Source organism: Paenibacillus xylanexedens, from assembly GCF_001908275.1.
Taxonomy (GTDB): domain Bacteria; phylum Bacillota; class Bacilli; order Paenibacillales; family Paenibacillaceae; genus Paenibacillus; species Paenibacillus xylanexedens_A.
This window is the reverse complement of record NZ_CP018620.1, coordinates 6,665,187-6,678,200: the sequence shown is the minus strand read 5'-3', so window position 1 is coordinate 6,678,200 and position 13,014 is coordinate 6,665,187. Positions and strand designations below refer to the sequence as shown.

Sequence of the window (13,014 nt, the reverse complement as noted above, 5' to 3'; positions counted from 1 at the left end):
TAATTTGTTGTCCTGTGTTAAAAATAACCAAGCAAGCTACCTTATGAATCACAAATTATAACAATATTTTCTTGCATTCTCCAGTGTCAACTGGCGCATATGTGGGTATATAGCAAGCCTGTAAATATCATACTTCAGTGGGATAAAACCGGGTTGGCTATCTCAAAAAGGTCCTGTTTTTTTGGAAATCATACGAGAGCGGATTGGAATAAAGCAGAAGGGAGTGCAATACATAATATAGAAAAGTTGACCTATGTCTGAACGCACAAAAGCCAATCGGCTTGGTAGCACGATCGGCTTTTGTATGTATTCGTTTAGTAAACACTCAGTCATATCAGAGCATGAGGTTATCGCATTCGGCTGCGTCCCGTAATCAGGGAGATTACGAACAGTACAACAAAGATGAAGAAGAGTACTTTCGCGATTGAAGCAGCTGCTTCAACAATACCGAAGAATCCAAAAATACCTGCTACCAGTGCAATAATTAGAAATAATACAGACCATTTCAACATAAGTATTCATCCTTTCGTATAATTGATTGTGGAGTGAGTTGTGTTCACCTCACCGCCTTGTGTAGTCTAACTTTAACCGAGTGCTAACCGCTTGAAACATTGGTTTTTTTTCCAAGCGAAGGCATATATGAAGGGATATATAATATTGTTTCGTCCGGGAAATCGCCGGGTAACTATAGCAATAACAATACTGATGCACATATGGAAAGAGAGGTTCTTCTATGATCTATCAAATTAGTGTGGCCCTGATTGCAGTGGCATTTGCAGTACTGGTATTCTTTTTAATTCGTACCTTGAAATCCGCTCAGGGTTCTTTGGACAATGTCTCACAGACATTGCAAGAGGTACAGAAAACCATTGATGAACTTAGTTATGAAGTGAAGCAGACTGTAAGACATGCCAATGATATTACGGTGGATGTACAGCACAAAATGAAAAAAATTGATCCTGTTATGGAATCTGTTGAGAATCTGGGAGAAGTGTTGAATGAAGTGACGGCAGCAGCCAAACAAGTCTCCACAACGCTGATGGCGAAATTTCAGACCAAACGTAACAACGCTGAACAGACCAAGCATGCTGAAGCGGTTCATGTAACTGCACCGCCTGCTACATCAACGGATCGTACCCTGCAATCCTATGAAGCTACATATAATGGTGAAGCTAAGGGCGGGAAAAACTGGATGAAGTATATTGATGTTGCAGCGAATGTATGGCAACGGATGCGCAAGTAACATGACCGCTTTGTAACCCATGAAGAAGCCTTCGGAGCGGTGATGAACCTGATGAAAGGGTGAGAATCATGATGAAACTACTGCTTGTGATGTTTAGCGTAATTTCTCCCTTTTCCGTTCAACCGGCAGCGGTACCCGCTGCTCACGATATGCAATGGACGGCAATGGAAGAGAAGGCGCCAGAGGTAACTCTGGCTGTTGATCGATCCGAGACTTTCCAGCATTTTCGGACTCTGAATGGCATTTCTCTGGATGACACCATGGATGATTTGTTGGCCAAAAAGGGCCAGCCGGGGCATAAGCAGGAAGATCCTTATCTGGGATGTCCTGAATATCACTTTCATGATGTGAAGGTTGGCTTGTGTGAAGATACGGATGTCATTCAATATGTGCATATCGATGCATCTGAGAATTACATCATGTTAAACGGAAAGAGAATTGAGATGAATATTGAAGCGATCCATCATGCTCTAGGGAAACCTTATTATGTGGCAGAGGACGGAGAAGTGTTTCTCCGTGGAGACCAGGCTCTGAAGGTATATATGAAGTCAGGATCTCAGCAGATTGAAGGCATTGATCTTTTTGATGACACAGTTTCTTAGGATTGGTTATTACTGAATCGTTTCAAACCCATATAGTATGGTTATATATTAAGTAGCTCGATACAGAAGATTAAATCAGAGGAGAGTGGAAACGATGAATTCAACCAATGAGCAAGCTTATGCAAAAGTGGTAGAAAACGGAGTCCAGGCGGTAGAAGCGGTGAAAGAATTGCAGATTACCGGATACCTTGCTGATCAAATCTTTGTTCTCGCCCATGAGAAGGATCGTACAGATCGAATTGCCGATACAGCAGATGCCAAAGAAATTGGCATAAAGGAAGAAGGCGTATTTGATTCCTTGGCGAATCTGTTCCGCTCACGTGGTGATGAACTCCGGGCCAAAATTGTTTCGATGGGCTTTACCGAAGCCGAAGCGGACTTCTACGAGAGTGAACTCGACAAAGGTAAAGTACTCGTTATTGCTAAAAAGAAAGATTAACCCGATAAGTTGAAGTTTGCTGAACATGGACAAGCTTCTGAATCATTTATGTAAAATGCTTAATCAAAAACATAGATAAGGAATGGGGCTTTCCCCATTCCTTATCTATGTTTTTGCAAGTTTGGAAGCGGGATCAGAACGCTGCAAAAACAGGGTAGGTCGCGGGTTATTTTCCCCTGCGATGGTGCCATTTACTGATAGAAGTTTTTTGTTTTTACGATTATAGTTATACTAGGAATTATTATGTCTACTGCCGTTTTGTATGCAAAATTTGTATAATCAACGTTTGTTTTAACCTAATAAGAATCGACAAACCCGGACGCCACAGATAAGGAGATATCAATGAGAATACTTATTGTTGACGACAATCCGACGAATGTCATTATCATTCGAGAAATTCTGAAAAAAGAAAACTATCGTGACATTGTAACGGCGAGTTCCGCCATGGAAATGTTTGAAGTGTTGGGAATTGGGGAGGAAAGCAACGAACTTCGTCCAAGACCGTCGGATATTGACCTGATTTTGCTAGATATGATGATGCCCGAGATGGACGGTATCGAAGCCTGCAGTATTGTGCAGAAATTTGAGAATCTGAAGGATATACCGATTATTATGGTGACTGCCATCGGAGATTCCAAGAAACTTGCCGAAGCATTGGATGCTGGTGCATCTGACTATGTGACCAAACCGATTAATAAAGTCGAACTGATGGCCAGAATTCGACTCGCACTTCGTTTGAAACAGGAGAAGGATTGGCATAAAGAGCGTGATCAACGTATTCAGGATGAACTCAAGTTGGCAGCGATGGTCCAAAATGCTGTTTTAAGTCCGGCAATTAGGGACCCGCTGTTCCAAGTGCATGCCATCTATAAACCATCCTTTGAGCTTGCGGGTGATCTCTATTCTTGGTACCCCCTTGGGGAAGGCCGTTACGGAGTACTGCTGCTCGACATGATGGGACACGGGATATCTTCATCCCTGTTTACCATGTTTATCGCTTCTGTGTTGAAAGATACGGTTACCACTTATGTGGATCCAGAGAAGGTCATTCAAGAGTTGAACCGTCGTTTTAACCAGCTCCATCTGGAAAAACAATTGGTGCAGTATTATTTCACGGCAATTTATCTGGTCGTGGATACACGGATGAAGCGCATTGATTATGTTAATGCAGGGCATCCACCTGCTCTATTCTTCCGAAACGACGGCAGTGTCACCACATTTGACAGCGTCTGCTGTCCTGTTGGTTTATTTGACAAAATGGATATTGAACCACAAACGATCCATTACGAGGGTGACGGGCATATTGCACTCTATACGGATGGATTATTGGAAGCTGTTCAGGGCGGGCAGGAGGAGCAACATGAATTCCTGATCGAAAAACTGACCGGCTCACATCAGTGGAATGAAGCTGCCATGCAGGCCATGTTTTTTGACGACGAAATTCCCCAGGAGCGGGATGATGATAAATGTCTGGTCTGGATTACTCTGGATAAAGTGGCGGGGGATGAATGAAGATCAGGAATAAACTGCTGATTGGTTTTACCGCTCTGATGGCTATTCTGATCGTGCTCACATTTGTGAGTTATGAACGGCTAAACAGCAGTAATCAACAGATTGATCAGATGTATCAGGAACGTTATCTCAAAGTAAGGTTCACTTCTGCTGCACGTGGAGAGGTCAATGATATTGCCAAAGTGCTGGCTAACTTGTTATTGAATCCGAATAATTCGATCAGTGCTGCTGAAGGTGACTTGAAGGAGATGAAGGATCGGGGGGACGGTTACCTCGCAGAAGTAAGAAACCGAGCAGACAGTGCACCTGAACATCAACTGGTGGATCGTGTGAATACGGCGTGGACCGCTTATACTTCTTATGCAACGAGACAGATCAACCTGATGTCCCAAAGCAGGGTAGAAGATGCGAATAACTACCGCAATTCAACAGGACTCGCGGTGCAAAAAGAAGCTGTGGATAGTTTGAATGCTCTTTCCCGTTATCAGGACCAAGAGATTGATGCTGAGATCAAGAACGCTAACGCAGCGTATACGAGAGCCGTACAGATCACGATAAGTATCATGATTGCGGGGTTGTTGCTTGCATTGGGTGTCATTATGTGGGTGCTGCCGAGTATTACACGGGGTCTGAACACTGTATCTATGATGATTACCAGCTTTGGTAAAGGGCGTTACCGAACCATTCGGCGCATACAGGTCAAATCAACCGATGAGATTGGTCAGATTGCCAGTGTGTTCAAAGATGTATCCAGTGATTTGGAAGAAAAACTGGAGATAGAGAGGGCTTATGTACAGGCTCAGCAGGATCAAAACTGGATGAGTTCGAATATCGCAAGAGTCCCGGAGCTGCTTCGGGGGATTGGCTCCATTCGCCAAATATCACAGATGTTTATCAGTGAATTCACACCTGTGCTTGGCGCTCAGTTGGGTGTCGTCTATCTGATTGATGAGGAGAAACATCCCGACGAACTGAGACGCTACGGTGCATACGCATTTGAAGAGAACGAAGATGTTGGTAAAGAAATGTATCGCATCGGTGAAGGCCTGATTGGTCAAGCCGCGCTGGATATGACACCGATTATTCTGGAAAATACGCCTGAAGATTACGTGCATATTGGTTCAGCTTCAGGCTCAACACGTGCTGCGGGTATCATGATCTATCCTGTCGTGTTTGAAGATGAACTGATTGGTGTAGTTGAAGTGGCTTCCTTTGAAGGTTTCAATGAACTTCACAAGCAGTTGTTCACACAATTGATTATGAACTTGGGCGTAATTTTGAACAACGTTCGACGTCGTTTGCGTGTGGAAGAGTTGCTGCGCGAATCCCAGGCACTGACTGAGGAACTGCAGGTTCAATCGGAAGAATTGCAGACACAGCAAGAAGAACTCCGTCGTTCTAATGAGAATCTGGAGGAGCAGACAGAGGCGCTTAAACGATCTGAGGAATTGCTGCAGCGTCAGCAGGAAGAACTGGAACATTTTAATACGGAACTCATTGCCAAGACACGGGCGCTTGAAGAGCAGGTGCGTGAAGTCGAAGAGAAGAATGACGAAATTGAGAAAACGAAGACGCAGTTGGAACAGCAAGCTACACAGCTGTCGATGACAAGTAAGTACAAGTCCGAATTTTTAGCGAATATGTCACATGAACTCCGTACACCATTGAACAGTCTGCTCATTTTGTCCCAGTTATTGTCGGAGAACAAGGGTGGAAATCTGACTGACAAACAGCAGGAATATGCGCAAACCATTTACATGTCGGGCGCGGATCTGCTGAAAATGATTGATGAGATTCTGGATCTGTCCAAGGTGGACGCAGGTAAGATGGATATCAATTATGAGACAGTTCGAATGGAAGAGCTGACCAGCTTTGTTCAGCAAAACTTTGGACCGATGGCGAATAAAAAAGAGCTGAACTTGAACATCGAATTCGACAGCGATTTACCGGAATGGGTGTACACCGACAGTCATCGCGTCAAACAGATCTTGCGGAATTTGTTGTCGAACGCGTTTAAGTTTACGAATCGTGGTTCGGTTAGTCTGATTGGACGACGGATGAAACCGGAAGAGCTGCCAGGGTATATGAATACCAATCAGGAATATCTCGGATTTAGTGTGAAAGATACCGGTATTGGTATTCCTTCGGACAAGACCGATCTGATCTTTGAAGCGTTCCAGCAAGTAGACGGGACCACAAGCCGGAAATACGGTGGAACTGGCCTGGGATTGTCCATTAGCAGGGAGCTGGCTCGTTTGCTAGGTGGCGCAATACAGGTGGAATCATCCGAAGGGGAAGGTAGCTGCTTTACCTTGTACCTGCCGGATAATCATGAAGAGGAAGCGCTGGCGGAGGAAGGTGCTTCAAGAGAAGCGGCTGTATCCTCAGAGGATCTTTATGAACAGTCCATCGAAACACGGACCATGCTTTCAAGTCATCAGTCCATTCTCTCTCCTGATCCGGAGCGTAGCGTGGGTAAAGATCTGTCTCCTTCCCATACTCCAGATGTCACGCAGATCGAAGATGATCGGGAGAATATCATGGAAGGCGACAAAATCCTCCTCATCATTGAGGATGACGTGAACTTTGCACATATTTTGATGGATATGGCGAGAGGAAGAGGATTCAAAGCACTTGTTGCCCTTCAAGGTGATAAAGGACTAGAAATGGCACGTCAATATTTGCCGGATGCCATTATCCTGGATATTCAATTGCCGGTGATGGATGGTTGGACCATTCTGGGCGAACTGAAGAGCAGTTCGGCAACACGCCACGTTCCGGTTCATGTGATTTCAGTCATTGATGATATGAAGCAAGGTCTGATGATGGGCGCCATTGCGTATCTGAAAAAACCTTCGAGCAAGGATTCACTGGATAAAGCATTCTCACATATCAAATCATATACTGAGAATCAATTGAAACGACTGTTGATCGTCGAAGATGATGAGATTCAGCGTAAAGCTATTATTGAATTGATTGGTCATGATGATGTTGCAATCACCGCTGTATCGACAGGTAGTGAGGCTTTGAATGAATTACACAGCCAGCGTTATGACTGTATGGTACTGGATCTGATGTTAACGGATATGACCGGGTTTGAGTTGCTCGACCAGATTCGCGATGATGAATATCTGAACGATCTGCCGATTATAATTTATACAGGCAAAGAACTGGATTCCAAAGAAGAAATGAAGCTGCGCAAATATGCGGAGTCCATCATTATCAAAGATGTGAAGTCACCGGAACGTCTGCTGGATGAGACCACTTTGTTCCTACATCGGGTAGAAGCCAATTTGCCAGAAGACAAGCGTCGAATCTTGCAGAAACTTCACAACAAAGAAACGTTGTTTGAAGGCAAGAAAATATTGCTTGTAGATGACGATATTCGTAATGTATTTGCCCTTTCAAGTGTTCTTGAAGGTTATCGGATGGATGTGACGTTTGCTGAGAACGGCCGAGAGGCTTTGGAGATTTTGGACAAAAATCCGGAATTTGATCTGGTACTGATGGATATGATGATGCCAGAGATGGACGGTTATGAAGCAATGACACGAATCAGACAGATCCCGCAGTTTGAAAAGTTGCCGATTATTGCGCTTACGGCCAAAGCGATGAAAGAGGATCGCGGTAAATGTATTGAGGCCGGAGCATCTGATTATGTGAAAAAACCGATCCAGACAGATCAATTGTTATCCTTAATGCGCGTATGGCTGTATTCGTAAGTTCATTATTCGTATGCTCATTGTTTGGGTAATGAAAGACAATACGACGAATACGCAAGTAACAAATGAAGAAGTGGAGAGAACTTATGACACCGTGGGAACCTACCGAGACGGGGGCAGATTTGGTCCGTATGCCGCAAGATGAAGAACGCGAGCTGATCGAGATTGAGTTGCTGTTGGAAGGCATGCACCGTTTATATGGATATGATTTTAGAAACTATGCACTGCCATCCCTGAAACGAAGAATCTGGCATCATGCACATGCTGAAGGTGTTAAGAGCATATCCGGCTTGCAGGAGCGTGTTCTTCATGACCGTTCCGCGTTTGACCGTTTTGTACAGAACTTATCCATCCCTGTAACGGAAATGTTTCGAGATCCTTCGCTTTTCCGAATGTTTCGGGAACAGATTATTCCTATCCTGAGAACCTACCCGTATATCCGAATATGGCATGCGGGATGCTCTACGGGAGAGGAAGTTTATTCCATGGCGATCATGTTGCATGAGGAAGGACTGTATGACAAGGCAAGAATCTACGCAACGGATATGAATGATCGCTCTTTGCAACAGGCCAAAGAAGGCGTATATGGTATTGAGAAAATGAAACTATTTACTACAAATTATTTGGAGGCAGGGGGTACCAGAGCCTTCTCCGAGTACTATACAGCGAAATACAATTCGGTGATATTTCATCCTTTTCTAAGGAAGAACATCATTTTCGCCGAGCACAACCTGGCAACAGACCGGTCATTTAACGAGTTTAATGTTATCTTTTGCCGTAATGTCATGATTTATTTTAATGATGAACTGCGGAACCATGTGCATGGGCTGTTTCATGAGAGCTTGAGCCACTTTGGTATTCTGGTTCTGGGGTCGAAAGAATCGATACATTTTACAGAGTTCAGTGATACCTATGAGCCGTTAGACCGGACCGAAAAAATATACCGGAAGATCAAATAGGGGGTTAAGGTTAGCCATGGGGCTCAATGAACCAATCCACATATTATTGGTAGATGACCGCCCTGAGAACTTGCTTGCTCTTGAAGCAGTTCTGGAATCGGAACAATATAAACTCGTTAAGGCAACTTCCGGAGAAGAGGCACTCCGCTGTCTGCTAAAAGACGAATTTGCGGTTATCGTTCTCGATGTGCAGATGCCTGGAATGGACGGAATTGAGACAGCAAAGTTAATAAAGGCACGGGACAAGTCCAAGGATGTGCCGATTATATTCATCTCTGCGAATAGTAGAGAAGCGGAGCACTTGTTTGCCGGATATTCAGCCGGGGCCATTGATTACATGGTTAAGCCATTTATTCCTCAGATTTTGAAATCCAAAATCGAGGGCTTTGTGGAGATGTTTATCACCAATAAACGTTTGAAGACACAGACCATGCTTCTTCACCAGAAGACACAGGAATTGGAGAAGATGAACCAACAACTCATTCAGGCCAAGGAAGAAGCAGAAATTGCGGCCAATGCAAAGACCGAGTTCCTGGCGATGATGAGTCATGAGATTCGTACACCAATGAACGGAGTTATCGGCATGGTTGATCTGCTGATGGAGACGGAACTGAGGGAAGATCAGAAGGAATATGCAGACATCGTTCGTCGCAGTGCAGATGCACTCGTTACGGTCATCAACGACATTCTTGATTTTACCAAGATGGAATCTGGCAAAATGGAACTTGAAGAGCATCCTTTTGAAATTGTCTCCTGTATTCGGGAAGTGTTGGGATTATTTGCTGCAGAAGCAGGCAAAAAGAACCTGGAACTGGATTATTTCCTGGAAGATTCTGTCCCTGAATTAATCTACGGAGATATGGCGAGGCTCCGTCAGGTTCTCTTGAATCTTATTGCCAATGCGATTAAATTTACCGACCAGGGTGGAGTATATCTGATCGTGTCAGTGAATGAAGAAAAAGACGGCCAAATGGCATTGGAGTTTGCTGTTAAAGACACCGGGATAGGTATCGCTTCAGACAAAGTTGATCGCCTGTTCCAGCCATTTTCCCAGCTGGATACATCCATGACACGTAAATACGGTGGAACTGGCTTAGGACTGGCAATATGCAAGACTCTGGTTGAAATGATGGGTGGACAGATCTATCTGGATACAACAGAGCAACGGGGAGCGACGTTTGTATTTACAATTCAGGCGAAACGTTATGTAGAAACTGAACTGGTCCAGAGGAACGGGGAAGAGAAGCCAACGGATGTGAAAAATGAGAATAAATATCCTACGGTATTAATTGTGGATGATCATCCTATTAACCAGAAGTTGATGGCGATTATGCTCGGTAAGCTTGGGTTGCTCTCAGACATTGCTGAAGATGGGCAGAGCGCACTCGATATGGTAAACGGCAGCCGTTATCCCTATGACTATGTGTTTATGGATCTGCAGATGCCTGTGATGGACGGTTTGGAATGTACACGGCGGATTCGAGAGAGTCTGTCCCAGTCTAATCAGCCAATCATTATAGCCATGACTGCTAACGTGATGGAAGGTATTCAGCAGCGCTGTATTGCTGCCGGCATGGATGATTATATTAGTAAACCGGTGAAAATGGGCAATGTAAAACAGAAAATAGCCCAGTTTCAGAAACAACGACAAATGTTAGACCCAGGCCCTTCAGCCATGAATCAGGCCAATTGAAACATTTTCCAAACTTCTTTCTGATTCACTTGTGCTGAAGTTGGGTTATTAGGTAAGGAAACCATTGATCAGGAGAGAGATGTCTAATGAATACAAATAAAAATGAAAAATTCAATGCAAGAACTGAAACTCAGGACGGCGTGTGCACGGTGTATCTGACTGGCGAACTGGATTTGTCGGTTGCTCCTGACTTCCGCTTGGTGATGGAGCCGCTCGTGGATAACAAGGAACAGGATCTTGTGATTAACATGAAAGAATTGAAGTATATCGATAGTACAGGTATTGGTATCCTGTTATCTGTTCTGAAGGCCAGACATGGAATGGAAGCTCGCTTTGAAGTACAGGAAGTTCCTGCGCAGATTCAGAAACTTTTTGACATGACGGGCATCGCCAAATTCTTTGTCACACAGAAGAATTCCCAATAGGAAAGGATCGAAAAAGGAATGAATGCAGAAGTTCAAAGAGTCACCCTTAATTTACCTGCGACAGCTGATTACGTTGATATTGTAAGACTCAATCTCTATGGAGTAGCATCCAAAATGGGATTTTCCTACGAAGACATTGAGGATATGAAAGTTGCTGTATCCGAGGCCTGTAACAACTCTGTATTGTATGCCTACTCACACGAAGGCGGCATGGTTGAAGTTGTATTCGAAGTGGATGGCGAAACATTGTCCATTATTGTCAAGGACGAAGGTGCCAGCTTCGAGAACATGAACCCTGCTGTGTCACGTGCCGGTCTACACGACAAAGAACTGACAGAAGCACAGATTGGCGGACTTGGGTTCTACCTGATGCAAGCCTTGATGGACGATGTCAGTGTGGAAAGTGAGACGGGCAAAGGTACGAAAGTAGTACTCGTAAAACGTCTTGCAAGAAGTGAGGAGAAAGTATGAATGAAAAAGTGACTCCCCCAGAGTCCATGTCTGAAGCTATAGGTTTGATCTGGGAATACCAGCAGACCCAAGATAATGAAATTGCAACAGTTCTCATCCGTAAATATGAACCAATGGTCAAGATGGCAGCAGGTAAAATCGCTCGGAATCGCCCCGATCTATACGAAGACTTGTATCAGACCGGGCAGATGGCTTTGATTCGTTTGCTCAAGCAATACGATATCAACCTAGGTATTCCGTTTGAACCTTATGCCATGAAGAGCATGATCGGTCATATGAAGAACTACTTGCGTGACAAATCCTGGTATATTCAGGTACCCCGGAGGATTAAGGAAAAGGGAGCCCTCGTGCAACATGCCATTGATGAGTTAACCGTGAAGCTGGAGCGCTCACCTGGTGTGAACGAAATTGCTGAATACCTTGATCTGACTGCAGAAGAGACGATTGAAGTTCTGGCTGGTCGGGAATGTTACCACTATGTATCACTGGATTCCCCTTTATCTCAGGATGACAGTGCAGCAACATTGGGAGAACTGATCAGTGCAGATGTTAATGACTATGATTCGGTCGAAAAACGGATGGACTTGCAACAGGCATTGGGACAATTGAAGGAACAAGAACAGCAGGTACTTATTCTAGCATTCCAGGATGGCCAATCTCAGCGGGCAATTGCCCAGAAGCTTGGTGTTTCACAGATGAGTGTATCTCGGATTCAGAAGCGAGCTACAGAGAAATTGAAACAGATCATGTCTAATGCTTCAATGTTATGAAAAATGGAACCCTAATGTTGTTGAGTACGGCATAAAGAAGGACACGTCAATGCGCTGAAATGCATACGTGTCCTTTTTGGGATCAAAAAGATGGGCATGCAATGAAGAACATGAGTGCAGGAGTGGATAAAGTGATTATGAACCAAATCAAGTTGGAAGCTCGCCGTGACAAGTTATCTTGCTCGGACCATTGGCAATGGTGGGATTGGGTTGCACCTGACACCGATAGCATGAACGATGCGTTGGAGGAGCTGACAGAGGCGTTTCCGGATATGCGGTATTGGCTTCATAAGATTCCGGAAGTGGAATCGAATTATTTGTCCGTACGTTTCGTGAATGGTAAAGAACCAGTCATATTTGGTTCATTGTTGTATGCGGTCAAGAATGAGAGAGATGACAAACGTCAAGATAATCAGATGTTTTTCTATGTCGATCGCAATAACCTGGTTACCTTGAATATGGATGACAATACACGAGGTATTATGAAGACGGATGAACGTGCCCATATGTTACAGCAATGTAGTGAAGCCAGGGACGGGATGTTTGTACTTTTTCGAGCTATACTGCATTACTACCATGTGGGTATGGATCACTTTGAGATGAACCTGCGTGATCTGGAACGGAAGATGGAGTCTCGTAATGCACGTACCTTGATGGACCAGATTCTCGCTGCCCGATTTGAATTGTTATACTGGAGCAATCTGTTTATCCCGTACTCGGAACTCATGGCCGCTGCCCATGAAGCTTATCTGAGTGAGATGAAAGACAATCGTTTCTTTCTCCAGCTTCAATATCGTGTGGAACGTATGGAGCGTCTGTTCAATCATTATGAGAAAGAGATTGACACCTTAATCTCTATTGATAATGCCATCTCAGGGGTTCGTGGGAATGAGATTATGAAGACACTGACCATTGTTACTGCTGTGTTCATACCTGCCACGGCAGCTGGCGCGATATGGGGGATGAACTTTGAGAACCTGCCCTTTATCGATAAATCATGGGGAGTTGTACTGGTCCTTGTTGTTATTATCTTAAGCATGATCAGCATGTATGTATGGCTGATGATGAAAGGCTGGACAGGAGATCTGCTCAAAGTGAAGTCCTCACAGCCTTCAGCTGAAGAGACAGAGAAAAAAGAAGCAACGGAAAAGCGTAAGGGATAGCCTACTGTTGGCTAG

General features: G+C 44.3%; 12 protein-coding genes. 11 read left to right on the top strand and 1 reads right to left on the bottom strand.

The genetic code is table 11. The features are described from left to right. Positions 1 to 347 precede the first annotated feature (347 nt). Entirely contained in the window at positions 348 to 512 is a 165-nt protein-coding gene (locus tag BS614_RS29205; protein ID WP_017692264.1) for a DUF1328 domain-containing protein, read from the bottom strand. 221 nt (positions 513 to 733) lie between these two features. Between BS614_RS29205 and BS614_RS29200 the strand changes: the two genes are divergently transcribed. The 11 genes from BS614_RS29200 (at position 734) to BS614_RS29150 (ending at position 12,999) form a co-directional block, all read left to right on the top strand. Continuing rightward, on the top strand, positions 734 to 1,243 hold the full coding sequence (locus BS614_RS29200) for a DUF948 domain-containing protein (protein ID WP_036668007.1): 510 nt from the start codon (positions 734 to 736) through the stop codon (positions 1,241 to 1,243). A gap of 68 nt (positions 1,244 to 1,311) precedes the next feature. Beyond that, a complete protein-coding gene (locus BS614_RS29195) occupies positions 1,312 to 1,845 on the top strand; it encodes a hypothetical protein (RefSeq protein WP_157116251.1) in 534 nt (177 codons plus the stop codon). A 94-nt stretch (positions 1,846 to 1,939) separates the two neighbouring features. Beyond that, on the top strand, positions 1,940 to 2,284 hold the full coding sequence (locus BS614_RS29190) for a YflT domain-containing protein (RefSeq protein ID WP_017692267.1): 345 nt from the start codon (positions 1,940 to 1,942) through the stop codon (positions 2,282 to 2,284). Between the two features lie 342 nt (positions 2,285 to 2,626). Next, the gene (locus BS614_RS29185; protein ID WP_074096448.1) at positions 2,627 to 3,796 is read left to right on the top strand and encodes a PP2C family protein-serine/threonine phosphatase; all 1,170 of its coding nucleotides are present in this window, start codon (positions 2,627 to 2,629) and stop codon (positions 3,794 to 3,796) included. Then, positions 3,793 to 7,518 carry a response regulator gene (locus BS614_RS29180; RefSeq protein ID WP_074096447.1) on the top strand — a complete coding sequence of 1,242 codons (3,726 nt, stop codon included), beginning with the start codon at positions 3,793 to 3,795 and terminating at the stop codon, positions 7,516 to 7,518. The genes BS614_RS29185 and BS614_RS29180 overlap by 4 nt, the downstream gene beginning before the upstream one ends. A gap of 86 nt (positions 7,519 to 7,604) precedes the next feature. Further along, a complete protein-coding gene (locus tag BS614_RS29175; RefSeq protein WP_074096446.1) occupies positions 7,605 to 8,477 on the top strand; it encodes a CheR family methyltransferase in 873 nt (290 codons plus the stop codon). Between the two features lie 16 nt (positions 8,478 to 8,493). After that, positions 8,494 to 10,170 carry a response regulator gene (locus tag BS614_RS29170; protein ID WP_074096445.1) on the top strand — a complete coding sequence of 559 codons (1,677 nt, stop codon included), beginning with the start codon at positions 8,494 to 8,496 and terminating at the stop codon, positions 10,168 to 10,170. Positions 10,171 to 10,256: 86 nt separating this feature from the next. Next, positions 10,257 to 10,595, top strand: coding sequence for an STAS domain-containing protein (locus tag BS614_RS29165; protein WP_036606989.1), 339 nt, complete (start codon positions 10,257 to 10,259; stop codon positions 10,593 to 10,595). 18 nt (positions 10,596 to 10,613) lie between these two features. Continuing rightward, a complete protein-coding gene (rsbW, locus tag BS614_RS29160) occupies positions 10,614 to 11,066 on the top strand; it encodes an anti-sigma B factor RsbW (RefSeq protein ID WP_036606993.1) in 453 nt (150 codons plus the stop codon). Beyond that, positions 11,063 to 11,836, top strand: coding sequence for a sigma-70 family RNA polymerase sigma factor (locus BS614_RS29155; protein ID WP_047841571.1), 774 nt, complete (start codon positions 11,063 to 11,065; stop codon positions 11,834 to 11,836). Before rsbW ends, BS614_RS29155 begins: the two co-directional genes overlap by 4 nt. A 137-nt stretch (positions 11,837 to 11,973) precedes the next feature. Then, positions 11,974 to 12,999: a magnesium transporter CorA family protein gene (locus BS614_RS29150; RefSeq protein WP_074097045.1), complete on the top strand. Its 1,026-nt coding sequence runs from the start codon at positions 11,974 to 11,976 to the stop codon at positions 12,997 to 12,999. Positions 13,000 to 13,014: the final 15 nt, after the last annotated feature.

What these genes read in the sequence shown, in the direction of transcription:
- BS614_RS29205 (WP_017692264.1), bottom strand. Translation starts at nt 512, where the DNA reads ATGTTGAAATGGTCTGTATTATTTCTAATTATTGCACTGGTAGCAGGT.
- BS614_RS29200 (WP_036668007.1), top strand. Translation starts at nt 734, where the DNA reads ATGATCTATCAAATTAGTGTGGCCCTGATTGCAGTGGCATTTGCAGTA.
- BS614_RS29195 (WP_157116251.1), top strand. Translation starts at nt 1,312, where the DNA reads ATGATGAAACTACTGCTTGTGATGTTTAGCGTAATTTCTCCCTTTTCC.
- BS614_RS29190 (WP_017692267.1), top strand. Translation starts at nt 1,940, where the DNA reads ATGAATTCAACCAATGAGCAAGCTTATGCAAAAGTGGTAGAAAACGGA.
- BS614_RS29185 (WP_074096448.1), top strand. Translation starts at nt 2,627, where the DNA reads ATGAGAATACTTATTGTTGACGACAATCCGACGAATGTCATTATCATT.
- BS614_RS29180 (WP_074096447.1), top strand. Translation starts at nt 3,793, where the DNA reads ATGAAGATCAGGAATAAACTGCTGATTGGTTTTACCGCTCTGATGGCT.
- BS614_RS29175 (WP_074096446.1), top strand. Translation starts at nt 7,605, where the DNA reads ATGACACCGTGGGAACCTACCGAGACGGGGGCAGATTTGGTCCGTATG.
- BS614_RS29170 (WP_074096445.1), top strand. Translation starts at nt 8,494, where the DNA reads ATGGGGCTCAATGAACCAATCCACATATTATTGGTAGATGACCGCCCT.
- BS614_RS29165 (WP_036606989.1), top strand. Translation starts at nt 10,257, where the DNA reads ATGAATACAAATAAAAATGAAAAATTCAATGCAAGAACTGAAACTCAG.
- rsbW (WP_036606993.1), top strand. Translation starts at nt 10,614, where the DNA reads ATGAATGCAGAAGTTCAAAGAGTCACCCTTAATTTACCTGCGACAGCT.
- BS614_RS29155 (WP_047841571.1), top strand. Translation starts at nt 11,063, where the DNA reads ATGAATGAAAAAGTGACTCCCCCAGAGTCCATGTCTGAAGCTATAGGT.
- BS614_RS29150 (WP_074097045.1), top strand. Translation starts at nt 11,974, where the DNA reads ATGAACCAAATCAAGTTGGAAGCTCGCCGTGACAAGTTATCTTGCTCG.